Origin of the sequence: Actinomycetospora sp. NBC_00405, from assembly GCF_036044095.1 — a bacterium.
Lineage (GTDB): Bacteria > Actinomycetota > Actinomycetes > Mycobacteriales > Pseudonocardiaceae > Actinomycetospora > Actinomycetospora callitridis.
Genome location: NZ_CP107938.1, coordinates 39,455 through 63,728, shown reverse-complemented (window position 1 = coordinate 63,728; position 24,274 = coordinate 39,455). Strand labels below are relative to the sequence as shown.

Annotated in this window: 25 protein-coding genes and 2 tRNA genes; 14 read left to right on the top strand and 13 right to left on the bottom strand. The window is 73.6% G+C overall.

The genetic code is table 11. The features are described from left to right. Positions 1–6: 6 nt before the first annotated feature. From clpX to tig, 4 genes are all read right to left on the bottom strand, one after another. Positions 7–1,293, bottom strand: a complete 1,287-nt coding sequence (gene clpX, locus OG774_RS00285) for an ATP-dependent Clp protease ATP-binding subunit ClpX (RefSeq protein ID WP_133828291.1) — start codon at positions 1,291–1,293, stop codon at positions 7–9. A gap of 270 nt (positions 1,294–1,563) precedes the next feature. Beyond that, on the bottom strand, positions 1,564–2,220 hold the full coding sequence (locus OG774_RS00280) for an ATP-dependent Clp protease proteolytic subunit (RefSeq protein ID WP_274195786.1): 657 nt from the start codon (positions 2,218–2,220) through the stop codon (positions 1,564–1,566). Between the two features lie 11 nt (positions 2,221–2,231). Beyond that, entirely contained in the window at positions 2,232–2,831 is a 600-nt protein-coding gene (locus OG774_RS00275) for an ATP-dependent Clp protease proteolytic subunit (protein ID WP_274188001.1), read from the bottom strand. A gap of 184 nt (positions 2,832–3,015) precedes the next feature. Further along, positions 3,016–4,527 (bottom strand): trigger factor, encoded by a 1,512-nt coding sequence (tig, locus tag OG774_RS00270; RefSeq protein ID WP_328305955.1) that lies wholly within the window; start codon positions 4,525–4,527, stop codon positions 3,016–3,018. Between the two features lie 860 nt (positions 4,528–5,387). Between tig and OG774_RS00265 the strand changes: the two genes are divergently transcribed. Then, a complete protein-coding gene (locus OG774_RS00265) occupies positions 5,388–5,987 on the top strand; it encodes a pentapeptide repeat-containing protein (RefSeq protein WP_328305954.1) in 600 nt (199 codons plus the stop codon). Next, positions 5,984–6,310, top strand: a complete 327-nt coding sequence (locus tag OG774_RS00260; RefSeq protein ID WP_274195789.1) for a YnfA family protein — start codon at positions 5,984–5,986, stop codon at positions 6,308–6,310. The genes OG774_RS00265 and OG774_RS00260 overlap by 4 nt, the downstream gene beginning before the upstream one ends. Here the strand turns inward: OG774_RS00260 and OG774_RS00255 are convergent. The 3 genes from OG774_RS00255 to OG774_RS00245 all read right to left on the bottom strand — a co-directional run bounded on the left by OG774_RS00255 (position 6,291) and on the right by OG774_RS00245 (position 7,551). Further along, positions 6,291–6,668 (bottom strand): DUF4180 domain-containing protein, encoded by a 378-nt coding sequence (locus OG774_RS00255; RefSeq protein ID WP_328305953.1) that lies wholly within the window; start codon positions 6,666–6,668, stop codon positions 6,291–6,293. The genes OG774_RS00260 and OG774_RS00255 overlap by 20 nt on opposite strands. Positions 6,669–6,708: 40 nt before the next feature. Then, entirely contained in the window at positions 6,709–7,110 is a 402-nt protein-coding gene (locus OG774_RS00250; RefSeq protein ID WP_328305952.1) for a cupin domain-containing protein, read from the bottom strand. A 367-nt stretch (positions 7,111–7,477) separates the two neighbouring features. Beyond that, positions 7,478–7,551, bottom strand: a tRNA-Pro gene (locus tag OG774_RS00245). Positions 7,552–8,027: 476 nt separating this feature from the next. Between OG774_RS00245 and OG774_RS00240 the strand changes: the two genes are divergently transcribed. Beyond that, positions 8,028–8,098, top strand: a tRNA-Gly gene (locus OG774_RS00240). A 157-nt stretch (positions 8,099–8,255) separates the two neighbouring features. Next, entirely contained in the window at positions 8,256–8,582 is a 327-nt protein-coding gene (locus OG774_RS00235; protein ID WP_328305951.1) for a GYD domain-containing protein, read from the top strand. A 19-nt stretch (positions 8,583–8,601) separates the two neighbouring features. Here the strand turns inward: OG774_RS00235 and OG774_RS00230 are convergent, their stop codons facing one another. Then, positions 8,602–9,855 (bottom strand): MFS transporter, encoded by a 1,254-nt coding sequence (locus tag OG774_RS00230; RefSeq protein WP_328305950.1) that lies wholly within the window; start codon positions 9,853–9,855, stop codon positions 8,602–8,604. Positions 9,856–9,927: 72 nt separating this feature from the next. Here OG774_RS00230 and OG774_RS00225 point away from each other — a divergent pair, with 72 nt between their 5' ends. The 7 genes from OG774_RS00225 to OG774_RS00195 all read left to right on the top strand — a co-directional run bounded on the left by OG774_RS00225 (position 9,928) and on the right by OG774_RS00195 (position 16,369). Then, a complete protein-coding gene (locus OG774_RS00225; protein WP_328305949.1) occupies positions 9,928–10,833 on the top strand; it encodes a LysR family transcriptional regulator in 906 nt (301 codons plus the stop codon). A 66-nt stretch (positions 10,834–10,899) separates the two neighbouring features. Continuing rightward, a complete protein-coding gene (locus OG774_RS00220) occupies positions 10,900–11,274 on the top strand; it encodes a VOC family protein (protein WP_328305948.1) in 375 nt (124 codons plus the stop codon). Positions 11,275–11,388: 114 nt separating this feature from the next. After that, complete coding sequence (locus tag OG774_RS00215) at positions 11,389–12,744, top strand: PP2C family protein-serine/threonine phosphatase (protein WP_328305947.1); 1,356 nt, start codon at positions 11,389–11,391, stop codon at positions 12,742–12,744. 58 nt (positions 12,745–12,802) lie between these two features. Further along, entirely contained in the window at positions 12,803–13,363 is a 561-nt protein-coding gene (locus tag OG774_RS00210; protein WP_328305946.1) for a DinB family protein, read from the top strand. Positions 13,364–13,391: 28 nt separating this feature from the next. Then, positions 13,392–14,897 carry a glycan biosynthesis hexose transferase WsfD gene (wsfD, locus tag OG774_RS00205; protein WP_328305945.1) on the top strand — a complete coding sequence of 502 codons (1,506 nt, stop codon included), beginning with the start codon at positions 13,392–13,394 and terminating at the stop codon, positions 14,895–14,897. A gap of 9 nt (positions 14,898–14,906) precedes the next feature. Further along, complete coding sequence (locus tag OG774_RS00200) at positions 14,907–15,815, top strand: NADP-dependent oxidoreductase (protein ID WP_328305944.1); 909 nt, start codon at positions 14,907–14,909, stop codon at positions 15,813–15,815. A 281-nt stretch (positions 15,816–16,096) separates the two neighbouring features. Continuing rightward, positions 16,097–16,369, top strand: a complete 273-nt coding sequence (locus OG774_RS00195; protein WP_328305943.1) for a hypothetical protein — start codon at positions 16,097–16,099, stop codon at positions 16,367–16,369. A gap of 135 nt (positions 16,370–16,504) precedes the next feature. Here the strand turns inward: OG774_RS00195 and OG774_RS00190 are convergent, their stop codons facing one another. Genes OG774_RS00190 through OG774_RS00175 form a run of 4 tightly spaced genes read right to left on the bottom strand, consistent with a single transcriptional unit; the run spans position 16,505 to position 19,986 of the window. Continuing rightward, positions 16,505–17,920, bottom strand: coding sequence for a uracil-xanthine permease family protein (locus tag OG774_RS00190; protein WP_328310690.1), 1,416 nt, complete (start codon positions 17,918–17,920; stop codon positions 16,505–16,507). Positions 17,921–17,972: 52 nt separating this feature from the next. Beyond that, entirely contained in the window at positions 17,973–18,551 is a 579-nt protein-coding gene (locus OG774_RS00185; protein WP_328305942.1) for a TetR/AcrR family transcriptional regulator, read from the bottom strand. 23 nt (positions 18,552–18,574) lie between these two features. Beyond that, complete coding sequence (locus OG774_RS00180; protein ID WP_328305941.1) at positions 18,575–18,769, bottom strand: ferredoxin; 195 nt, start codon at positions 18,767–18,769, stop codon at positions 18,575–18,577. Between the two features lie 23 nt (positions 18,770–18,792). Beyond that, positions 18,793–19,986, bottom strand: a complete 1,194-nt coding sequence (locus OG774_RS00175; RefSeq protein WP_328305940.1) for a cytochrome P450 — start codon at positions 19,984–19,986, stop codon at positions 18,793–18,795. Between the two features lie 71 nt (positions 19,987–20,057). Between OG774_RS00175 and OG774_RS00170 the strand changes: the two genes are divergently transcribed. Beyond that, entirely contained in the window at positions 20,058–20,756 is a 699-nt protein-coding gene (locus OG774_RS00170) for an SDR family NAD(P)-dependent oxidoreductase (RefSeq protein ID WP_328305939.1), read from the top strand. A 39-nt stretch (positions 20,757–20,795) separates the two neighbouring features. On the opposite strand, the gene OG774_RS00165 is transcribed toward OG774_RS00170, so the two are convergent. Further along, on the bottom strand, positions 20,796–21,683 hold the full coding sequence (locus tag OG774_RS00165) for a LysR family transcriptional regulator (RefSeq protein ID WP_328305938.1): 888 nt from the start codon (positions 21,681–21,683) through the stop codon (positions 20,796–20,798). 140 nt (positions 21,684–21,823) lie between these two features. Here OG774_RS00165 and solA point away from each other — a divergent pair, with 140 nt between their 5' ends. Then, the gene (gene solA, locus OG774_RS00160) at positions 21,824–23,023 is read left to right on the top strand and encodes an N-methyl-L-tryptophan oxidase (protein WP_328305937.1); all 1,200 of its coding nucleotides are present in this window, start codon (positions 21,824–21,826) and stop codon (positions 23,021–23,023) included. Further along, positions 23,016–24,209, top strand: coding sequence for an aromatic ring-hydroxylating oxygenase subunit alpha (locus OG774_RS00155; RefSeq protein ID WP_328305936.1), 1,194 nt, complete (start codon positions 23,016–23,018; stop codon positions 24,207–24,209). The genes solA and OG774_RS00155 overlap by 8 nt, the downstream gene beginning before the upstream one ends. The last annotated feature ends 65 nt before the right edge of the window (positions 24,210–24,274 follow it).

The window sequence follows — 24,274 nt, the reverse complement described above, 5'->3', positions numbered from 1 at the left end:
GGCCGGTCAGGCCGACTTGTCGCGGCGCTCCCGGCGCGAGGGCTGGCGCGGGACGATCGTGGGGTTCACGTTCTCCTTGACCGTCTGCTCGGTCACCACGACCTTGGCGACGTCGTCACGACCCGGGATGTCGTACATGACCGGGTTGAGGACCTCTTCCATGATCGCGCGGAGCCCGCGGGCACCCGTGCCGCGCAGGATCGCGAGATCGGCGATGGCCTCGAGCGCCTCGGGGGCGAACTCGAGCTCGACGCCGTCCATCTCGAAGAGCTTCTGGTACTGCTTCACCAGCGCGTTGCGCGGCTCGGTGAGGATCTGGACCAGGCTCGGCTGGTCGAGGTTCGACACCGACGCCACGATCGGCACGCGGCCGATGAACTCGGGGATGAGCCCGAACTTGATGAGGTCCTCGGGCAGCGTGTCGCCGAAGGACTCCGCCGACTCCATCTCGGCCTTCGAGCGGATGTCGGCGCCGAAGCCGAGCCCGCCCTTGCCGACGCGCTCGGCGATGATCTTCTCGAGACCCGCGAACGCGCCCGCCACGATGAACAGCACGTTCGTCGTGTCGATCTGGATGAACTCCTGGTGCGGGTGCTTGCGCCCGCCCTGCGGCGGCACCGAGGCGGTGGTGCCCTCGAGGATCTTCAGCAGGGCCTGCTGGACGCCCTCGCCGGAGACGTCGCGCGTGATCGACGGGTTCTCCGACTTCCGCGCGATCTTGTCGACCTCGTCGATGTAGATGATGCCGGTCTCGGCGCGCTTCACGTCGTAGTCGGCGGCCTGGATCAGCTTGAGGAGGATGTTCTCGACGTCCTCGCCGACGTAGCCGGCCTCCGTCAGCGCGGTGGCGTCGGCGATGGCGAACGGGACGTTCAGCAGCTTCGCCAGCGTCTGCGCGAGGTAGGTCTTGCCGCAGCCGGTGGGGCCGAGCATGAGGATGTTCGACTTCGCGAGCTCGACGACGTCCTCGTTGCGGGAGCCCTCACGGTTCTTCTCGCCGGCCTGCACGCGCTTGTAGTGGTTGTAGACCGCGACGGAGAGCGTCTTCTTGGTGTCGTCCTGGCCGATCACGTACTGATCGAGGAACTCGTGGATCTCGGTCGGCTTCGGCAGCTCGTCGAGCTTGACCTCACCGGCCTCGGCGAGCTCCTCCTCGATGATCTCGTTGCAGAGGTCGATGCACTCATCGCAGATGTACACACCGGGGCCGGCGATGAGCTTCTTGACCTGCTTCTGGCTCTTCCCGCAGAAGGAGCACTTCAGCAGGTCCCCGCCGTCACCGATGCGTGCCATCGCAGCAGACCTGTTCCCTCCGGCACACCCGGTCGGTGCGCTCCGTCGTGGTTGACCGTACCTGCCCGCCCGGTCGGACGGGGAGGTTCGGGCCCGGTGGATCGTGCTGGTCGCGGGCCCGGAACCCGGTCCGCGGCTCGCGCCACGCGACGCTCCCGCGACGGGCGGTCGGCCCGCTGCGCTCGCGTGCGTCGACGGCCGCCGGACCGCCCCGGACGCCCCGCCGCCGGGGCGGCGGGACGGGCCCGGGAGGTGCGTCGTGTCGGCGGCCTACGAACGGGTCGCGGAGAGCTTCCGGCTCGCGACGACGTCGTCGATGAGCCCGTAGTCCTTGGCCTCGGGGGCCGTGAGGATCTTGTCGCGCTCGACGTCGGTGCGGACCTGCTCGGCACTCCGGTTGGTGTGCCGGGCCAGCGTCTCCTCCATGAGGCGACGCATCCGGGAGATCTCGTTGGCCTGGATCTCGAGGTCAGACACCTGGCCGTAGAAGCCCTCGGTGGCCGGCTGGTGGATCATCACCCGCGCGTTCGGCACCGCGAGGCGCTTGCCCGGCGCGCCGGCGGCGAGGATGACCGCCGCCGCCGAGGCGGCCTGGCCGAGGCACACCGTCTGGATGTCGGGACGCACGTACTGCATCGTGTCGTAGATCGCCATCAGCGCGGTGAACGAGCCACCGGGCGAGTTGATGTACATCGTGATGTCGCGGTCCGGGTCGTTCGACTCCAGGAACAGCAGCTGCGCCATCACGTCGTTCGCCGACGCGTCGTCGATCTGCACACCGAGGAAGATGATCCTTTCCTCGAAGAGCTTGTTGTAGGGGTTCGACTCCTTGACGCCGTAGCTCGTGCGCTCGACGAAGGAGGGGAGGATGTAGCGCGCCTGCGGCGAGGCCGGAGCCGTACCGCCGGGCACGTGGAGCTCACTCATCTGCGTCTCCTTCAGGACTGACCGTTGCCGTTGGTGCTCGGCTGGTCTGCCGACCGGGTCACCACGTGGTCGATGAAGCCGTACTCGAGGGCCTCGGCCGCGGAGAACCAGCGGTCGCGGTCGGAGTCCTCGGTGATGCGCTCGAAGGTCTGTCCGGTGTGCTCGGCGATCAGCTCCGCCATCTCGCGCTTGAGCTTGCGCATCGACTCCGCGCGGATCGTGATGTCCGATTCCGTGCCGCCGAGGCCGCCGGAGGGCTGGTGCATCATGATCTGCGCGTGCGGCAGCGCGAGGCGCTTGCCGCGCTGGCCGGCCGAGAGCAGGAACTGCCCCATCGACGCGGCGAGGCCCATCGCGACCGTCGACACGTCGGGCTCGATCCACTGCATCGTGTCGAAGATCGCCATCCCCGCGGACACCGACCCGCCGGGCGAGTTGATGTACAGCGTGATGTCGGACTTCGGGTCCTCGGCCGAGAGCAGCAGGAGCTGCGCCGAGATCTGGTTGGCGATCGTGTCGTTGACTTCCTGACCCAGGACGACGATGCGCTCCCGCAGGAGGCGCTCGTAGACCGAGTCGTTCAGCGTCATCGACCCGCCGGCGGAACGCATGACCGCCCCGGCCGGGTCGGAGAGGTGCTGGCTCACCTGTGTCCCTGCTTTCTCGTACTGAGGTATCGGTCTGGCGTCGGTCGGGCCCACCGACCTCGACAGTAACCATCGCGACCGGCCGGACAGTCCGTCGAAGGCCCGTGTTCGCTCCTGGCCGATCGATGGCCCGGGCGGCGGATGCGGATCAGGCCCGCGTGGTGGAGTCGGGCGCGCCGACGACCTCGGTGTCGGCGTCCGCGTCGGCCTCCACCTGCGAGGACGGCGACGCGGGGTCGCTGGCGTCGCTGTCGGCGCCGGCCACCTGGCCGGCGTCGTCGGTCGGGCCGGCGGCGGCGTCGGCACCCTCGGCCTCCGGGGCCTCCTCGTCGCCGGCGCCGCCGGTGCCGAAGAGCTCGGAGAGGTCGACCGGGTCGCCGTCGGGGCCGGTGATCGTGGCCGCCTGGACGACCGTGGCGAGCGCCTTGCCGCGACGGACGTCGGCGAAGACCGCCCCGAGCTGGTTGGCCTGCTGCGCCTGCTGGATGTACTCCTCGGGGCTCACCCCGAAGCGCTGGGCCTGCATCATGATGCGTTCCATGAGCTCGTTCTGCTCCACCTGGACGTTCGCCTCGTCGGCGATCTTGTCCAGGAGCAGCTGCGTCTTCACCGCCTGCTCGGCGTTGGTGCGCAGCTCGGTGTCGAACTCCTCGCGGGTCTGACCCTGCGACTCGACGTACGAGTTGAGGCGCGCCTCGTCGTGGTCGAACTCGTGCACGGCCTCGTGGGCGCGGACGTCGACCTCGGACTGCACGACCGACTCGGGCAGCGGCACGTCGGCCTGCTCGAGGAGGGCCTCGAGCACGCGGTCGCGCGCCTGGCTCCCCTGCTCCATCTTCTTCACCCGCGCGAAGCGGGTGCGCAGGTCGTCCTTGAGCTCGTCGAGCGTGTCGAACTCGCTGGCGAGCTGGGCGAACTCGTCGTCGGCCTCGGGGAGCTGGCGCTCCTTGACCTGCGAGACGGTGACCGTGACCTCGGACTCCTTGCCGGCGTGCTCACCGGCCACGAGCGTCGTCGTGAACTGCTTCGTGTCGCCGGAGCTCATGCCCTCGAGCGCCTCGTCGAGGCCCTCGATGAGCTGGCCGGAGCCGACCTCGTGGGACATGCCCGTGGTCTGCGCCTCCTCGACGGGCTCGCCGTCGACGGTGGCGGAGAGGTCGATGACGACGAAGTCGCCGCTCTTCGCGGGCCGCTCGACGCCGGTGAGCGTGCCGAAGCGCGCCTGCAGGCCCGTCAGCTGCTCGTCGACGTCGTCGTCGGTGACCTCGGCCGCGTCGACCGACACGGAGATGGACGAGTAGTCCGGCACCGTGATCTCGGGACGGATGTCGACCTCGGCCGTGAAGGCGAGCTTGTCGCCGTCCCCGATCTCGGTGACCTCGATGTCGGGCTGGCCCAGCGGCTGGACCTCGGCCTCCTCGACGGCCTCGCCGTACTTGGCGGGCACGGCCTCGTTGACGACCTCTTCGAGCACGACCCCACGACCGAGGCGCTGGTCGAGGATGCGGGCGGGCGCCTTCCCGGGCCGGAAGCCCGGGATGCGCACCTGCTGCGCGATCTTCTTGTAGGCCCGGTCGAAGTTGGGCTTGAGCTCGTCGAAGGGCACCTCGACGGCGAGTTTGACGCGCGTCGGCGACAGGTGCTCGACGGTGGACTTCACTGGTCGGTCTCCTCGGGGCAGGGCATCGTGCTGGTGTCCGGCCCGTACGGCAGTCGTACGGACCGGTCGGGTCCGTGGCGTGACGCGGGCAGCCGCCCTCACCGCTCACGGTCGAGGAGCACCGGAGAACCGGAGCCTGTACCTGCTTTGCGCGCCCGCCCGGGCGTGGCGGCGAGTCTAGACGTGACCCCCGACCGCGCGCCGTGGCGCCCGGTCCGCGGCGTGTGGCGGAGCACGTCCACCGCCGATCTCCGCGCGGCGACCGCCGATCTCACGATCCCGCACCGGCGTCCCCGTCGGCTCCGCGACGCGCGGACCGCCCGTCTCCCGCACCCGCCGACGCGTCGCTCGTCCGGAGGGCGACACGCCCGGAGATACCACCGTTCGGACCACGACGGCCCTGCCCGACGCAGCGTCCGGCCCCCGCGGTCCGGGCTGGCACGGTGGTGGAGCAAGCCCCCGCCGGGGCCCACCACGAGGAGGAGCAGTGAGCCGGATGAAGAAGATCCGCGGCAGCATCGAGCGCGCGCTCGAGACCTTCGAGGTGCTCGCCGGCTACGGCACCAAGCGCCGCAAGCGCACCCGGCGCTGACGGTGTGAGCGGCGCGGCCGCGGGGCCTGCCCCGACGTCGCCCGGTCCGGGGTCGGCCCCGAGGTCGGCGGACTGCTCCCGGTGCCTCGCGCTGTGCTGCGTCGGGCCCGCGTTCGCCGCCTCGGCCGACTTCGCGATCGACAAGCCGGCGGGCACGCCCTGCCCGCACCTGCGTCGTACCCAGGGGTCGAGCTCCGCTTCGCTTCGTCTCCCGGACCACGCGTGCGGCATCCACGCGCAGCTGCACGAACGCGGCTTCCCGGGGTGCGTGACGTTCGACTGCTTCGGCGCCGGGCAGCAGGTCGTCGAGGTGACGTTCGGCGGCGCGTCCCGGCGCGAGCCCGCGATGTTCGCCGCGCTCGAGGTGCTGCGCCCGCTGCACGAGGTGCTCGCCCTGCTCGACGAGGCCGTCGCCTCCCCCGCCCACGGTCCCGTGGCCGCCGATCTGCGCGCCCGTGTCGAGGAGATGGTCACCCGGGACGCCGACGCGCTCGCCGCCGTCGACGTGGGCGCCGTGCGGCGCGAGGCGGGCGCGGTGTTCGACGGAGTGGTGGCCGAGGCCCACGCGGGACTCGAGGGTCGCGACCTGCGCGGCGCCGACCTCGTCGGGCAGGACCTGCGTCGGCGCGACCTGCGCGCCGCCCGGCTGCGCGGCGCCCTGCTGCTCGGCGCCGACCTGCGCGGCGTCGACCTCGACCGCGCCGAGCTGCTCGGCGCCGATCTCCGCGGCGCCGACGTCCGGGGCGCGCGGCTCGCCGGCGCGCTGCTGCTCACCGACCCCCAGCTCGCCGCGGCCCGGGGCGACGCCGCGACGACCGTCCCGGGGCACCTGCGACGTCCGCCGCACTGGATACCGTCCGCGCCGTGACGCTCCGGTCGATCGGGCTCTTCCTGCTCGCGGCGGTCCTCGAGATCGGCGGGGCCTGGCTCGTCTGGCAGGCCCTGCGCGAGGGGCGGGCGTGGTGGTTCGCCGCGGTCGGCGTGCTCGCCCTCGGCCTCTACGGCTTCGTCGCCGCCTTCCAGCCCGACGCCGCGTTCGGCCGGGTGCTCGCCGCGTACGGCGGCGTCTTCGTCGCCGGTTCGCTGGCCTGGGGCGTGGTGCTCGACGGCTACCGGCCCGACCGCTACGACGTCCTCGGCGCCCTGATCTGCCTCGCCGGGGTCGGCGTGATCATGTACGCGCCCCGCTGAGGCGACGGTCCAGCTCCTCGAGGTCGTCGACGAACCACAGCTCGCGACCCTCGTTCGCCTCGCGCACCCAGTCGGCCACGGGACCCGATGGCTCGCCGTGGTGGTCCAGGGGCCCCACCACGACGAGGCGCACGCGGTAGTTCACGAACTTCTGCACCACCGCGCCGGCGACCCCGCTCGCCAGACGCGTGAACCCGGGGTCGAGCCGTGCGACCGGCACGGCGACGAGCTCGGCCTCCTCGCCGAAGGCGTCCCCGATGACGTCGAGGGCACTCTGCTCGTCGCCGATCACCGGCCCGGTCTCCGCGAGGACGAGGACCCGCACGCCGTGGCGGACGGACGTCGTGTTCGGGGTCATGCCCCGACCCCACCAGGACCGGCCCCGGCGGGCGAGCGGATTACATCGTCGGGGCGTCCGGGTCGGAGCCGTCGCCGACGAAGTGGATGTCGAAGGGCTTGTTCGTGATGAACAGGAACGTGACGTCCTGGTCCTGCGTCGCCCCGTGCTGCATCACGCCGCCCTCGGGGAACCAGACGAAGCTGCCCGCCGGGTAGTCGCCCTGGTGGGTGTTGAGCACGCCCTCGAGGACGTACACGCCGTGCGCGCACGAGTGGCTGTGCCAGGGGTTGGTGAAGCCGGCCCGGTAGACCATCTTCAGCACCATCATCCCGGTCTCCGGGTCGTCCATGAGCGGGACGTGCTCCAGGTTCGCCCCGATGAACTCCACCGGGAAGCCCTGCCAGGAGGCGGACGTGGTGTCGACGACGGTCAGCTCGACGGGCGTGCTCGGGGTGCTCACGGGGCCTCCAGGCGGGGTGCGGGGGTCCGCCCGCCTCGCCGCGAGCAGGGGGCTCACGGTGCTGGGTCCGACTCGGGTCCACAAGGTCCGGTCGGCGCAGCAGGAGCTCCGCACCTCGGCGGCGGCCCGGGCGCTCGGGCACGAACGGGGACGTGCGGTGTCCGTCGAACCACCACCGTCGGACGACCTGTTGCCCGCATGATCGGTCGGGGTGCTCCGGCGAGGCCGTGACACCGGCCCGGTGGAGCACCGGGCGCGATCATGAGCCGTGGAGGCGCCGCGTACGGGGCGAGACATCGATCCGGGGAGCTGGGCAGGGCCCGGCGCAGAAGGGGTGGCCGCCGGGGTTCGTGCAGGTCACACACGGTCGGGGTGGCGGGATTCGAACCCACGGCCCCTCGCTCCCAAAGCGAGTGCGCTACCAAGCTGCGCTACACCCCGTGCGAGGGAGTCTAGGGGCGTGGCGCGGGCCGCGGAGGCGACGGTGCCTCCCGGCCGCGTGCCGTGCGCGTTGCTGCAGCGACGCGCCCGGTACCGAACGTCGTGACGGCTAGTCCAGACCGCGGACGATGTGCTCGTCGTCGATGCTGTCGGCGTCCCTGATCTCCGTATTCATCTCCGGCTCCTCTCCCGGTCGCGTGCCGGTCTCCTCATCGTGACGAGGAGTAGAGCCCTACCGGGGGGTATCGGTAAGAGGTCACGTTCTACTGATCGGTCAAGTCGATCGGTCAAGACCTGACCGTGGGACACCGGGCAACCTCCGGGTCCGCCGCTGCCGAGATCGCCGTCCCGGTGACGAACCACCGCAGATCCGCGAGGTCCCGGCACCGACGTCGTGATCATGGAGGCCGCACTCCCCACCGACCGGGGTGGGGCGGGGGCGTCCGCTACGGTGGACCCGGGCCGGTTGGCCCGCCGCGGGCGTAGCTCAATGGTAGAGCCCCAGTCTTCCAAACTGGCTACGCGGGTTCGATTCCCGTCGCCCGCTCCGTAGCCGCGCTTCGGCGCCGTCCTCGTCCTCTGCGCCATTCGAGTCTCCTGGTTGAGGCCGCACTGTCCGGCGTGTCACCCTTCGTGACTGGCGACTGAGTCCCTCTCACCCTGGTGGAGTGGGCGTCGACGTCGTGGAGCCCGGAGGCCCGAGAATGACGCTCTACCTGGCCCGGTTCAGCTACACCCCGGAGACCTGGGCGAGGTTGTCACAGCAGCCGGAGGATCGACGCGAGGCTGCTCGCACGTACATCGAGGCGGCGGGCGGGAAGCTCCACGGCTTCTGGTACGCCCTCGGCGAGTACGACGGCTACAACCTCTGGGAGGCGCCGGACAACGTGTCGATGGCCGCGGTCGCCCTGGCGATCTCGGGTGGCGGGGCGCTCAGCAAGTACGAGACGACCGTGTTGCTGACGGTCGAGGAGACGATGACGGCGATGCAGCGCGCCCAGGAGATCCGGTACCGCCCCCCGGGGGCGTGACGGGAGCGAGGAGCGACCGTCACCGCTCCCTCTCACCGAGATCCTGCCGTCGCGCGGCACGACGGCCGTCGACGGTGGAGACAACGATCATGAGTGCGGTGAGGGCGAGGGCCCCGAGGGCGGTCGCCGACAGTGCCGTGTCGAGCGGGAGCACGCTCGTGAGGACCCCGACCAACAGGGTCGGGAGTCCGGCGCCCAGGTAGAAGGCGGAGTAGACGGCCGCGGCCGTGCCGCTGGCTCGGTGGGGTGGGGCCATCGTCGCGACGATGGTGGTCGCCCCGCTGTAGAGCAGGCCGTTGGCCAGGCCCGCGACGACGCAGGCCACCAGGACCGCGACGAGGGAGTCCACGCCGGGCGCGAGGACGACGAGCGAGACCGCCAGGGCGACCAGGCCCACGAGCTGGGCTCGACGGGGTCCCAGTCGGGTGACCGCGGGAACGGTCAGCGTCGAGCAGAGCAGGAGCGCCGCGGTGAGACCTCCGGCCGCGAGCGGGTCACCCAGGTCGAGGAAGCGTTCGGCGACCGAGGAGATCAGCCCGAGGAAGAGCCCGACCACGGCCCAGCCGAGGAACCCGTTCACGGCCGCGACGACGAGGGCCCGCCGGACGGTGCGGGTCATGCCGGGGTGGCCGTCGGGGTCCACGACGGACGCCCCGTCGTCGGTCGAGGGCCCGGGCCCGCGCACGCAGCGGAGCCCGAGGAACACGACGGCGAGCAGCACCAGGTTCACGCCGAAGGGCAGGACGCCGGGACCCGGGCCGTACCCGGTGAGCGCGCCCCCGAGGACGGGGCCCAGGCCCGTGCCGAGGATGAACACCGTCGCCGACACCAGGCCAGCGCGCACCTTGTCCGCGCCGCTGGTGGCGACCGCGACCCCGGCGCCGGTGATGACGGCGAGCGCGATGCCGTAGGCGACACGACCGACGATCAGCCAGGCGGTGCTCGTCGCGAGGGCCAGGGCGATCGATCCGACGGCGGCGATCGCGATGCCGCAGCGCATGACCCGACGCGGGGACAGTCGGTCCCCGAGGGGGCCCAGCAGGTAGACCACGGGAACGCTGACCAGGGGGTACACCGCGTAGATGGCCGTCAGTGTCACGTCACTGAAGCCGAGCTGCGCCTGGTACGCGGGGTAGAGCGGGCTCGGGATACCGGCGCCGGCGGCACCCAGGGCGAGCAGCGCGAGCGCCCACGCCCGTGCGGACCGTGACGGTTCCCGGGACGGGCTCCGCACGCCCTCGGTCGTGGCGGGCGAGGACGCGGCGGCGCTCATGACCACGACGATGCGATGGCGCGGGTGTTAGCACCAGCGCACGTTTCTACACCGAGCGCGTAGCATCTCTACATGATCGATCCGCGGTTGAGGACGCTGCAGCTCGTGGCCCACCACGGCTCGGTGAGTGCGGCGGCCAGGGCGTTGCACTTCACCTCGTCCGCGGTGTCCCAGCAGTTGCGCGGGCTCTCCGACGAGCTCGGGGTGGCGCTGGTGCGGCAGGTCGGGCGTCGCATGGAGCCCACGGCGGCCGGGCACGTCCTGCTGCGTCACGCCGAGGCGTTGCACGCCCGCGCCGAGGTCGCACGCGCAGAGCTGGCCGGCGCCGAGGACGCGCCGGGCACGATCGGTCTGTGCGGGTTCTCGACCGCGGCGACGAGGTTCCTCGTCCCCACGGCCGCCGCGCTCCGCGAGCGCTTCCCCGAGCTGGTGATCCAGGTCGTCGAGGCGGAACCGGCACGCTGCATCGATCTGTTGCTCGCCGGCGACTGCGACCTCGCGCTGCTCGTGGTCGACGACCGTGTCCCGCCCGAGACCGACAAGCGCTTCGAGCAGCACCCCGTGCTCGACGACCCGATCGACCTCGCCGTCCCGATCGGGCACCACCTCACCACCCGGTCCGAGGTGACGCTGCGCGACGCCGCCGCCGAGTCGTGGATCACCTGCCGTCCCGACAGCGCCTATCACCGCCTCACCCTGGCCGCGTGCCAGGCCGCCGGCTTCCGCCCGACCGTCGCCCACTACGCCGACGAGTGGGACACCGGCACGGCACTGGTCGCCCACGGCTTCGGGATCTTCATGCTCCCCCGGCTGGCCCCGGTGCACCCCGGCACCGACGTGGTGCGTCTGCGCCTGAGCGGGGCGGCGGCCCCCGTCCGTCGGATCGTGGCCGTCACCCGCGCGGGCGGGGCCGCGCAACCCGTGATCGGTCACGCGTTGACCTCGATCACGAGGGCGGCCGAGTCGATCTCGCGATGATCCCCCATGGACCCATCCCCGGCCCCGTCCGGAACCCCGCCCGGGTCCCCGCGCGACCATGGCCCGGTGATCGGTCTCGGAGCGTTCGTCCTGGGCACGCCGGATCCGGCGCGGCTCGCCGCGTTCTACCGCGAGCTCCTGGGCTGGACGACCGTCGAGGGCGGCGACCCCACGTTCCTCCGCCTCCGCGCGCCCGAGCAGGAGCGCCCGGGGCTGAGCTTCCAGCTCGAGCCCGACCACGTCGCGCCCACCTGGCCGCCGCGGGCGGGCACGCAGCAGATGCAGGCGCACCTGGACCTGCTCGTCGACGACGTCGAGCACGAGGCTGCGCGCGCCGAGTCCCTCGGCGCCACCCGCGAGCAGCACCGACCGGCGGACGGGGTGGTCGTCATGCGCGACCCCCACGGGCACCCGTTCTGCCTCTTCCTGCCCGGTCACTGAGCGGGACACCGAGGGGCGCACCTCCACGAACGGATGTGCGCCGCCGGGACGGGGCCGGGTGATTTCCCGGTCCCGTACGCTCGGTGACCGGGCGACGGGACAGGAGCCGATCTCATGACCACCTCCCGGTCGGCGGGGACGGCCGTCGTGGACGACCCCGGCGCGCTCGCCTGCAGCGACCTCGCCGATCCCGCCCGGCTCGAGGCCCTCGGCGACGCGGGTCTGTCGGCCGCCCCGGACCCCGACATGGAGCTGTTCGCGGGCCGGGTCCGGCGCTGGCTCGGGGTGCCCATCGGCCTCGTCACCCTGGTGACGCCCGACGAGCAGGTCTTCCCGGGAGCGACCGGTCTCCCGCCGGACCTCACCGAGCGGCGTCGCACCCCGCTGACCCACTCGTTCTGCAAGCACGTCGTGATGACGGCCCAGCCGCTGGTGGTCGAGGACGCCCGCGAGCACGAGCTCGTCGCCGACAACCCCGCGATCCGCGACCTCGGCGTGATCGCCTACGCCGGGATGCCGCTGACCGACGGCGCGGGCAACGTCCTCGGCTCGCTGTGCGCCATCGACGTCGTGCCGCGCCGGTGGGATCCGGGACAGCTCGACGCGCTCGAGGACCTCGCCCGCATGTGCTCGGTCGCCCTGCGGCTGCGCCTGGCCACCGTCGACGCCGACCGCGAGCGCCGGCGGCGCGACGAGCTCGACGTCCGCCTGCGCGAGCAGCTGCAGCACCGCACGACCGTGAACCACGTGCTGCAGCGGGCGATGCTGTCGACGCTGCCGCGGATCGAGGGCCTCGCGATGTCGGCGCACTACGCGCCGGCCGACAGTCGCGAGGACGTCGGCGGCGACTGGTACGACGTCACCCGCCTGCCGGCGACCTCCGGGACCACCACCGACGTCGTCCTGTCCGTCGGCGACATCGCCGGGCACAGCCTCTCGGCGGCCACCGAGATGGGCCAGGTGCGCTCGATGCTGCGCCAGGCCGCGTGGGACCGCCGCGGCGAGCCGCCGTCGGTCGTCGTCGCCGCCTTCGAGGACGCGAACGCCGCCGTCGGTCCCCGGGCGCGCGGGACGCTGGTGGTCGCCCACCTGCGCCGGGAGTCCGACGGCACCTGGTCGATGGCGTGGAGCAACGCCGGTCACCCGCCGCCGGTGCTGGTCGTGCCCGGGGGTGTCCCGCAGGCACTCGGCGGGCCCGACCCGATGTTCGGGTTCCCCCACCTGCTCCCCGGCCACCGGGTGGACGACTGCGTCGCCGTTCCGGCGGGCTCGCTGGTGGTCCTGCACACCGACGGGCTCGTCGAGCGCCGCGGCGAGGACCTCGACGTCGGGTCCGCCCGCCTGCTCGACGCCCTGCACCGGATGCGCGACGACGACGTCGCGACGATGCCCGAGCGGCTCGTCGCCGAGCTCTCGCCGGGGGAGGACGACGTCGTGGCCCTCGCGGTCCGGGTGGGCGACGCGGGCTGACGCCGGGCTGTCGGGGTCGTCTCCTAGCGTGCGGGGTGCCGACCGCGGGGAGGGTCCGATGGCACTGGAGTGGAACGCGCTGCTGCGCGATCAGGTCGACTGGCTCTGGGCCCACCAGTGGCGGGCGCGTCTGGACGGGCTCACCGACGAGCAGTACTTCTGGGAGCCCGCGCCGGGCGCCTGGAGCGTGCGCCCCCGCGCGGAGGCGACGACCGCCATGGCGGCCGGCACGGGCGACCTCGTGATCGACTTCGAGTTCCCCGCCCCCGAGCCGCCGCCGGTCACCACCATCGCGTGGCGGCTCGGCCACATCGTCGTCGGCGTCCTCGCGATGCGGGTCGCCGGCCACTTCGGCGGCCCGCCCGTCGACTACGGCAGCCACCGGTACGCCCCCACCGCGCAGGAGGCCGTCGCGCAGCTCGACGACGCCTACGCCGCGTGGACGGCCGGGGTGCGCGGGCTCGGGGAGGCCGGGCTGGCCGAGCCGTGCGGCCCCACCGAGGGCCCGTTCGCCGCCGAGCCGATGGGCGTGCTGGTGCTGCACATCAACCGCGAGCTGCTCCACCACGGCGCCGAGATCGCGCTGCTCATGGACCTCCACGACGCCCGCTCCGGCTGAGGCGCGGCACTCCGGCATCATGGCGTCGATGGCCACCGGGACGGCGGACGCGACCGACACCCTGCCGCCGTCCGGGCCCGCGTCGGCTCCGCGGCCCTCGGGTCGGGTGCCGCTCGGCGTCGGTGCCGGGCTCGCGGCGACGCTGCTCGTCGTCCTCGCCCTGCGGCTCTTCTCGGGTCGCCCGCTGGGCGTCGAGGACAACGGCGACGGCTACCGCCTCTTCTGCGGCGCGGGGCTCACCCCGCTGACGGCGGACGGCTACGCGAGCTGGCGCGGCGGCTGGACCTCCGACTTCGCCATCGGGGCGCCGACCTGCCCCGACCCGGTGCCCTCGTCGGCCCTGGTCATCGCGCGGGCGACCACCCTCGTCAGCGGCGGGACCTGGTCGCCGACGGCGCTCGGCTGGGCCTACGCCGTGCTCGTCGGGCTGGTGGTGGGGCTCGCGGCGTGGGTGGCGTCGGCGGGCGGACGCCGGCGCGCCCTCGCGGTGGCCGTCCCGGTGCTCCCCCTCGCGGCCGCGACCTTCCCCCGGTTCTTCGTCTCCACCTACAGCGAGCCCGCGGGCCTGCTCGGTTGCGTCACCACGGCCGTCGGCGTCGCCGCCCTGCTCGTCACCCGCCGCGAGCACCGCGCGGAACGGGTGGTGGCGCTCGTGCTCACCGCGGCCGGCGGGCTGGTGGCCACCACCGCGAAGGTCGCCTACATCCCGGTGCTCGGCGCCGCGATCCTGGTCTGCGCACTCGTCGCGGTCGGGGTCCGCCGCCCGCGCCGGGTCGGGCCCGCGATCGCCGTGGTCACGGCGTTGCTCGCCGTCGCCCCGGTGCTCGCCGCCCTGGAGCGCCAGGCCCAGTTCTACGCGCCGGTCAACGCCCACAACCTGGTGTTCACGACCACCCTGCTCGAGATGGGCCCGACGGCGACGAGCGCGCTGGGCCTGCCGCCCGAGGCCGCGGCGCTCACCGGCAACGGCTACTTCAACGGCCCCCCGCGCCCCGACGGCGTCGCGTGGTGGGAGGGCGCGATCCTGCAGCGACCGTCCGAGACCCGCAACGCGGCCCTGCTGCTGCTCGCCGAGCACCCCGCGACCGCGGCCCGGGCGGTGGGCGTGGGCCTGCAGGCCACGACGCTCGCCGACCTCCCGTACCTCGACTCGCTGCCGGCCCCGTTCGACGCCCCGTCGTCGCCCGACGGGCACCCGGGCTGGTCGGGCGCACGCCAGCCCGACCTCGCGCAGGTCCTCGACGACACGCGCCGGCCCCCGTGGCTGCCCTCGGCGCTCGTCCTGCTGGCCCTGGTCGCGGCGGCCACCGCGCGGTGGCAGGGACGTGCGGCCCGCTGGTCCCTCGCGGCCGGTCTCGCCGCCGGCACGGCTCTCGCGCTGATCGTGGTGGCGGTCGCGGGCGACGGCTACTTCGAGGTGTTCAAGCACGCGTGGCTCGCGGCCTACCTGCTCGCGGTCTCCGGGCTCTGTCTGGCGGGCGCCGCCGTGACCGCCGTGACCGCCGTCGTCCGTCGGAGGCGCACACGAGGGTAGAACGGGACCGTGCGCGCCTACGGATTCCTCGGTGTCGGTGGTCCTGACCAGGAGGCGTTCCTCGACGTCCCGGTGCCCGACCCCGGTCCCGGTGAGCTGCGGGTGCGCGTCCGGGTGGCCGGGGTGAACCCGGGCGACTTCCGGATGCGCCGCGGCGAGTACGGCACCACCGGGCCCGCGGTGCTCGGGCGGGAGGTCGCCGGCACGGTCACGGCGGTCGGTGACGGCGTCAGCGGGTTTGCGGTCGGCGACGAGGTCTTCGGCGGTTGCCCCGGGATGGTCGGCGGCTGGGCCGAGCAGGCCCTCGTCACCGCCTCGTTCGCCGCGCACCGGCCGCCGGCGGTGTCACCGAAGGACGCCGCGGCGCTGCCGGTGGCCGCCGGCACTGCCGACGACGCGCTCACCACCCTCGCGCTGCCCCCGGGCGCCACGCTGCTCGTCAACGGCGCGGGCGGCGGCGTCGGCATCCCGACCGTCCAGCTCGCGCGGGCCCGCGGCCTGCGGGTGATCGGCACCGCGAGCGCCGGCAAGCGGGACCTGCTGACCGAGCTCGGCGCGGTGCCCGTCACCGGCGGCGAGGGCGTCGCCGACCGCGTCCGCGCGGTCGCCCCCGACGGCGTCGACGGTGTGTTCGACCTCGTCGGCGGGGAGGCCCTGCGCGCCGTCGCCCCGCTGGTCGACCCCGCGCGGCTGGCCTCGGTGGCCGACAAGCCGCTGGTGGCCGAGCTCGGCGGCGGTGATGTCCCGCGCGACCGCAGCACCGCCGTGCTCGACGCCCTCGCCGCGCTGGTGGCGAACGGCGATCTCGACCCCTGGGTGCGCACGACACTGCCGTTCGCACGCACCGGCGAGGCGCTCGCGCGCGTCGAGGACGGGCACGTCCTCGGCAAGGTCGTGGTCACGATGGACGCGGCCTGACCTCCTTCTGACCTCTCCCTGACCGCTCCGAGAAGGAGATGTCACGGACCGCGAACGACACGCGTGCAGTTTCACTCCAACGAGTGGCGCATTACCCCGTCGAGCGCCTCGTGACTCCGATCGGCACGCGCGCCTCGTCTGTTCGGACGTGCTCCAGGGGGCTGATCGTTTGACTGAGTCGTCGTTCAGTGAACGCACCCTCGATGAATCTTCGCTCACCGGCTCGGGAGACTCCTGTCGTGCCGCGATCACCGCGGTGACCGATCGAGAGGGGATCCACCATGACCCGACTGCAGCGCCTCGTCGCCGCGACGGCCCTGGCCGGCGCCGGCAGCCTCGCCCTGTCCGGCGTGGCGAGCGCGAGCGAGTTGCACGCCCACGGGGACGAGGGGCACTCCACCCGCAGCGACCACAAGGGCCTCGTCGGCGGCCTCGTCGGTGCGGGCGGCGAGCTCGCGGAGGGCGTCGGCGGCCTCGTGGGCGGCGTCAACGGCGCCGTCGGCAGCGTGCTGGGGAGCGACGCCGTCGGCGACGTCGTGGACGGCCTGGTCTAGGTCAGTACATCTAGATCGGGCCGTCCGCTGCCGGTCCCCCGCTCGGGGGAGCGGGACGGGCAGCGACGAACCGGGGCGGGTCCCGGTGGCGCTGGAACCGCCACCGGGGCCCGCCCCGTCGATCGTCCCGGACGCTCAGCCGCGCGGGCGACCCTCCTCGGACGGCGACTCCTCCACCGGTCCGGGCGCGCTCCAGGGCTCGGCCTCGTCGGCGCGGCCCGGGGCCAGGCGGCGCAGCAGGTGGTAGCCCGCGACGACGACGATCGTGCCCAGCGCGATCCCCGACAGGGACCCGCCCCCGATGGTCAGGGCGACGTCCCCGATGCCGATGACGATCCCGGCGGCGAGCGGTACGAGGACCTCCGGCCGGGCGAAGTCGACCTTGTTCTCCACCCAGATCCGCGCGCCGAGCAGGCCGATCATCCCGTAGAGCACCACGGTGATGCCGCCGAGCACCCCGCCGGGAGTGGCCGCGACGACGGCGCCGAACTTCGGGCAGAAGCCGATCGCGATCGCGACGAGCGCGGCGACCCCGTAGGCGGCGGTGGAGTAGACTCGGGTCGCGGCCATGACGCCGATGTTCTCGGCGTAGGTGGTGGTCGGCGAGCCGCCGACCCCGCCGGCGACGGCCGTCGCGATGCCGTCCGCGGCGAGCGCCCGTCCGAGGTAGGGGTCGAGGTCCTCGCGGGTCATGCTCGCGACGGCCTTGACGTGCCCGGTGTTCTCCGCGATCAGCGCGATGGCCACCGGGACGATGAGCAGGATCGCCGAGGCACTGAACGCGGGCAGGTGCAGGCCGGGCGCCTCGGGGGTGCCGAGCGGCAGGCCGATCCAGGACGCGTCGGCGACGCCGGAGAGGTCGACGCGCGGGTGCGTGGAGACCACGCCGGACGCGTCGGGCCCGGTGATCGGTCCGAGCACCGCGTCGAGCAGCAGCGACAGGACGAACCCGACGACGAGGCCGACCAGCACGCCGAGCCGTCCGAACATCCCGCGCCCGGCCACCGCCGTGATCATCACGACGAGCATGGTGATCAGCGCGACGAGCTCGTCCTGCGGCCAGTACGTGCCGGCGACGACCGGGGCGAGGTTGAAGCCGATGAGCATGACCACCGCGCCGGTGACGGCGGGCGGCAGGATCGCCGACACCGTCCGCGCGCCGCCGAGGTGCACCGCGAGCCCGACGAGGGCGACGACCACGCCGCACACCGCGATCGCCCCGGTGACCTCGGCGCTGGTGCCCCCGTCCGCGCGCACCGCGGCGACGACGCCGACGAACGAGGCGCTCGTCCCGAGGTAGCTCGGCACCCGCCCGCGCGTCATCATCAGGAACAGGATCGTCGCGAGCCCCGAGAGCAGGATCGCGAGGTTGGGGTCGAGCCCCATGAGCACGGGGAAGACGAACGTCGCCCCGAACATGGCCAGGACGTGCTGCGCGCCGAGCCCGACCGTGCGCCCCCACGACAGCCGCTCCTCCGGCCGCACCACCTCACCGGGCGCGGGCGCCCGCCCGTCACCGTGGATCGTCCATCCCCTGATCACGGGCGACAGGCTAGGGCTTCGCCACGTGAGTGAAATGGGTCGCCATGGCGACCCGGATCACTCACGTGCGCGGCACGCGCATCCCGTCCAGCAGGAGGCCGAGGTACCGGGGCCAGCGGCCCTCGCCCGCCTCGGCGGTGACGACGGCCATGTGCACGACGGTCGGTAGGTCCTCGGGCACGAGGTCGCCGCGCACCACCCCCGCGGCCTGCCCGCGGCCCAGCAGCTCGCCGAGCGGGGCCAGCGTGCGCGCGGCGAGCTCGGGGGTGAACGCGCCGGTGGCCTTGGCGGCCGCGAGCAGCGCGCGGTGGCGGGTGACCCCGTCGACCAGCCCTTCGAGCACCCCGACCAGCGCCGCCCACGGATCGGCGACCCCGGCGGCGCGGGCGAGCAGGGGCTCGACGAACTCGGCGACGTAGTCCTCGAGCACCGCGGCCACCAGCTCGTCCCGCCCGGCGAAGCGGCGGTAGAGCGTCGACGGCGCCACGCCCGCCCGGCGCGCGACCTCCTCGAGCGACACGTCCGGGCCGCCGACCTCGATGGCCGTCCGGGCGGCGGTGAGGATCGCGGCGTGGTTGCGGGCCGCGTCGGCGCGCAGGGGCCGATCCACGCGGACCAGCGGATCGGACGGCGCGGACATCGGCGACACCGTATCGCCCGCGATCAGTCGTCGACGAGCTTCAGCGCGCCCGACGGGCACTGGGCGACGGCGTTGCGGACCTCGCCGACCTGGTCCGCCGACGGCTCCTCCTCGAGCACCACGACGACGGCGTCGTCGTCCTGGTCGAAGACGTCCTCGGCGGCGAGCACGCAGTTGCCGGCGCCGATGCACGCCTCACGGTCGGCCTGGATGTGCATGGTTCTCCCTCGGTGGTGGTGGGTCACCAGGTGACGGGCAGGGCACGGAGTCCGTGCACGATGGTGGCCGAGCGGAACTCGATCTCCTCGAACGGGATGCCCGGTGCGAGCGTCGGGAAGCGCCGGAACAGGGCGGGGAACGCCACGGCCATCTCCGCACGGGCCAGCGGCGCGCCCAGGCAGTGGTGCACGCCGTGCCCGAACGCCACGTGGGGCGCGATCGTGCGGGTGACGTCGAGGTCGTCGGGGTGCTCCACCGCCGCGGGATCGCGGTTGGCGGCGGGCAGCGACAGCACGAGGACCTCGCCCGCGGCCACCGGCACGTCGCCGACCGTCGTGTCGTGCCGGACGGTGCGCGGGATGCCGGAGTGCACCACCGACAGGAAGCGCAGCAGCTCCTCGATCGCCGGGGCGACCGCGCCCGGCTCGTCGCGCACGAGGGCGAGCTGCTCCGGTGCGCGCAGCAGAGCGAGGGTGCCGAGCCCGAGCATGTTCGCGGTCGTCTCGTGCCCGGCGATGAGCAGCAGGGACGCGGTGCCGATCAGCTCGGAGCGCGCGAGGTCGTCGCCGTGCTCGCGCACGAGCATGCCGAGCATGTCGTCCCCGGGCTCGGTCCGCGCACGGTCGACGAGCTCGCCCATGTAGGTGCGGGACTCGGCGGCCACCCGCCCGCGCTCCTCCATCGGCAGGCTGAGGTCGACCTGGCGGGCCGCGCGCCCCTGGAACTCGGCGCGGTCGTCGTACGGGACGCCGAGCAGCTCGCAGATGACGAGGCTCGGCACCGGCAGCGCGACGGCCTCGACGAGGTCGGCGGGCGGGCCGGCGGCGGCCATGGCGTCGAGGTGGTCGTCGACGATCTCGACGATGCGCGGCTCGAGGCGCCGGATGCGCTTGACGGTGAACTCGCCGGTGAGCAGCCGGCGCAGCCGCGTGTGCTCGGGCGGGTCGGTGGCGAGCAGGTTCCCGGCGCGCGGGTCGATCCCGTCCTCGGGCATCGGCAGGCGGGGCAGGCCGGTGTTGGTGAAGCGCTCGGCGTCGCCGAGCACCTCGCGCACGTCGGCGTAGCGCGTCACGAGGCGGGCGGGGGTGCCGAACCCCGTCCGGATCGCGATCAGCCCCGGCTCGTCGCGCGCCGCCTGCGTCTCCGGCACCGGCGCGAACCGGTCGCGCTGCATGTGGCGGGGAACCGGAGGAGCCCCGTCGGTGCTCGTGCTCATCGTCGGGACCGTACGCCAAGTGGGAGTGTGCTGCCGGTTTGGCCGCGGACGCCGCGAGGCACACGAACGACATGAGCGAGAGCACCGAGCGGATCGTCCTGGTCACCGGCGCGGGCCGGGGGCTGGGCGTGGAGATCGCCCGCCAGCTGGTCGACGCCGGGCACGTCGTGGTCGTCGGGGCGCGCGACCCCGAGGCGGGCGCCGCGGTGGCCAAGCAGCTGGGCGAGAACGCGTGGGCGCTGCACCTCGACGTCACCGACCCGGAGTCCGTGCAGGCCGCGGTCGAGGCGGTCGACCGTCGCCACGGGCGCCTCGACGCGCTGGTGAACAACGCGGCGGTGCACTTCGACCCCGGCGCCGACCCCCTCACCGAGGACCTCGACGTCGCCGACGGCGCCTGGCGCACCAACGTCCTCGCGCCCTGGCGCCTCACGCAGGCCTTCGTGCCGCTGCTGCGCGCCGGGAACGACGCGGTGATCGTCAACGTGACCAGTGGGCTCGGCTCGCTGGCCCGCATGGGCGGGCACTCCCCCGCCTACAGCGTCTCGAAGGCCGGGATCAACGCGCTGACCCGCGTGTTCGCCGACGCCCTGACCCGCGACGGCATCGCCGTGCACGCGGTGTCCCCGGGCTGGACCGCCACCGACATGGGCGGCTCGGGCGGCCGGCCGGTCGCCGAGGGCGCGGCCGGGATCGTCGACGTCGTCCGTTCCCCCGGCGCCGCCCCCTCCGGCTCGTTCCTCCAGGACGGCGAGCACGTGCCCTGGTGACCCGTGAGCGATGTTCCCGGCCATAGCCGGGAACATCGCTCACGTGCCGAGGCTGCGCGCGACCTCCACGAAGTGGGCGACGGCGGGCGAGCGGTCGGCGCGGCGCCAGGCGACCTGCAGCGCGACCATCGGCACCGGCCCCGAGAGCGGGCGGAACACCACACCCGGCGGCCGCAGGTTCGCGTAGTACGCCGGCTGCAGCGACACCCCGAGCCCGGCGGCGACGAGCCCGAGCTGGGTCTCGATGTCGGCGCCCTCGGCGACGATGCGCGGGCTGAAGCCGTGCTCGCGGCAGTAGCTCGTGATGATGTCGAAGAACGCCGTGCCCAGCGAGCGCGGCCACAGCACGAACGGCTCGTCGGCCAGCAGCGCCGGGTCGATCTCGTCCTGCTCGGCCAGCGGGTGGTCCCCGGGCAGCGCCGACACCAGGGGCTCGGAGACGAGATGCTCGACCTCCACGGCCACCGTCGGCGACGCGGCGCGCACCAGCCCCACGTCGAGACGGCCGTCGGCGAGGGCGACGATCTGCGCCGCGGTGTCCTGCTGGGAGACCTCCAGCTGCAGGTCGGGGAACGACGCCCGCATCACCCTCAGGATCTGCGGCGTGATCGAGGCCAGCGCGGTGCCGACCGACCCGACGACCAGCAGTCCCACCGCCCCGTCCGCCGCCTGCGTGACCAGCGATTGCGCCCGCTCGGCCTCGAAGAGCACGCGCGGCGCCGCGTCGAGCAGCACACGCCCGGCCGGGGTCAGCTCGGTGGCGCGGCTGGAACGGTCGAAGAGCGCGGCGCCGAGCGTCTTCTCCAGCGCGCGGATCTGCTGCGAGAGCGCAGGCTGGCTGACGTGCAGCCGCCGTGCCGCGCGGCTGAAGTGCAGCTCGGAGGCCACGGTGAGGAACACCCGCAGCTGCCGGAGCTCGACGTCCATGACCGTGATACTGCCCCGCGCGAGCGGCATAAGTCCGCCCTGATGACAGCAGTGGCAGGGGTGATCACGGATCCCCACCACGCGACCGGGTGAGCGGTGACGCTGAGGACACATCCGAGAACCGACCCGGAGTGATCACCGTGCACAGCTCACGAACCCGGCCCGACCGCCGCCTCGTCGTCATCGGCTGCGGCGGCCTCGGCTCCGCCGCCGCCTACTGGCTCTCCCGGGCGGCCGGGGGTCGCGTCCTCGCCCTCGAGCGGCACGGCCTCGGGCACGTCCACGGCGCGAGCCAGGACCACTCGCGGATCATCCGCTACGCCCAGCACCAGGACGCCTACGCCGCCCTCGCCCCCGCCGCCTACGCCGCCTGGCGCGATGTCGAGCGCGTCTCCGCCCAGACGCTCGTCACCGAGACAGGCGGCCTCGTCATCGAGGACGTCGATGCGCGCTCGGGCCTCGACACCGGCGGGCGGGACCTCGGCGGGTACGCCGCGGTGGCCGACCGGCACGGCGTCGACTTCGACCTCCTCGACGCCCGCGGCATCGAGGCGCGCTGGCCGCAGTTCCGTCTCGCCGGCACCGAGCAGGCGATGTACCAGCGGCGCACCGGCATCGTCGACGCGGCGCGCGCCAACGCCACCCACGTCGCGCTGGCGCGCGGGCACGGCGCGGAGATCCGCGAGCACTCCCCCGTCCGCGCCCTGCACCCCACCCGCGACGGCGTCGAGGTCGTGCTCGACGACGAGGTGGTGCGCGCCGAGCACGTCGTCGTCACCGCCGACGCGCGGACCAACGAGGTGCTCGACGGCCTCGTCGAGATCCCGCTGACGGTCCTGCAGGAGCAGGTGACGTACTACGCGACGCCGAACCTGCTCGACTTCTCGCCCGCCCGGTTCCCGGTGTTCATGTGGCACGGCGCGGACAACTTCTACGGCTTCCCCGTGTACGGCGAGGTGGCCACGAAGCTGGGCCAGCACATGGGCGGGAACGAGGTCACGGCCGGCTCCCGGACGTTCGAGCCGGACCCGCTGCGCCAGAAGCGCCAGGAGGCGTTCCTCGCCGAGCACCTGCCCGGCTTCGGCGGCCCCGAGCTGTACACGAAGACCTGCCTCTACACGATCCCGCCCGACCAGCACTACGTGATCGACACCGTGCCGGGCGAGCCCCGGGTCAGCGTCGGGGTCGGGGCCGGGCACGCGTTCAAGTTCGCGTCGCTGATCGGCAAGATCCTCGCCGACCTCGCGACGACGGGCGGCACGCGGCACCCCATCGGCGCGTTCGGCCTCGACCGCCCCGCGCTGACCTACCCGACCTGGGGGCGAACGTTCCATGTCTGACCTGGTCCAGCGTTCCCCCGGGTGGTCGCTCCCGCAGGCGGCCTACACCGACGCGGACGTCTTCGCCGCCGACCTCGACCGCGTCTTCGCCGCGCACTGGCTCTTCGCCGGGCACACCGCGGAGCTCAACGCCACCGGCCGCTACCTCACCGTCGACGTCGGCCGCGACCGCGTGATCGTCGTCCGCGGCGAGGACGGCGTCCTGCACGCCCACCACGACGTCTGCGCCCACCGCGGCTCCCGGGTGACCTCGGAGCCCCGCGGCCAGGTCAAGGCGTTCGTGTGCCCCTACCACCAGTGGGTCTACGCCCTCGACGGCTCGTTGCGCGCGGCCCGGCTGATGGGCGACTGCTTCGCCACCGCGTCCCACCGGCTCGCCCCGGTCGCGGTCCGCGAGGTCGCCGGACTGGTGTTCGTCTGCCTCGCCGACGAGCCGCCGGACTTCGACGCCTTCGCCGCCGCCCTCGAGCCGCGGCTCGGTCCGCACGGGCTGGCCGACGCGCGGGTCGCCGTGCGCCAGCACTACCGCGTGGCCGCGAACTGGAAGACGCTCGTGGAGAACAACCGCGAGTGCTACCACTGCGCGGGCAGCCACCCCGAGTTCTCACTGTCGAACTTCGACGTCGGCATGAACGGCGACGTGCGCACCAACCCCCGCTACGACCGGGCCCTCACCGCCGCCCGCGCCCGCTGGAGCGCGCAGGGCCTGCCCGGCGAGGACGTCAACTTCCCCGACGGCGCCTGGTACCGCGTCGCCCGCCTGCCGTTGCGTGACGGCTTCGTCTCGGAGACCCTCGACGGCCGCCCGCTCGCCCCGCCCATGGGCCGGCTCACCGACCCCGACGTCGGCAGCCTGCGCGTGGTGTCGCTGCCCAACCTCTGGGCCCACGCCAACGGCGACTACGCGATGACCACGCGCCTGACCCCGGTCGACGCCGGCACCACGGACGTCGAGCTGTGCTTCCTCGTCGCCCGCGACGCGACCGTCGACGAGGACGCCATGACCGCCGTGTGGCGGGCGACCTCCGAGCAGGACTGGGCGCTCTGCGAGGCGAACTACGCCGGCATCGCGTCGCGGGGCTACCGTCCCGGGCCGCTCTCCCCGGTGGTCGAGGCCTCGGTCGAGGGGTTCCTCGACTGGTACGTCGACGCGCTCGCCGATCCCCCACACGCCCGCTCCGCCTGACCGGGGAGTCCCCATCGGGTGGTCGTCGCTGCTCGATGGCGTGACGGCTCTCCCTCCTGTGGGCG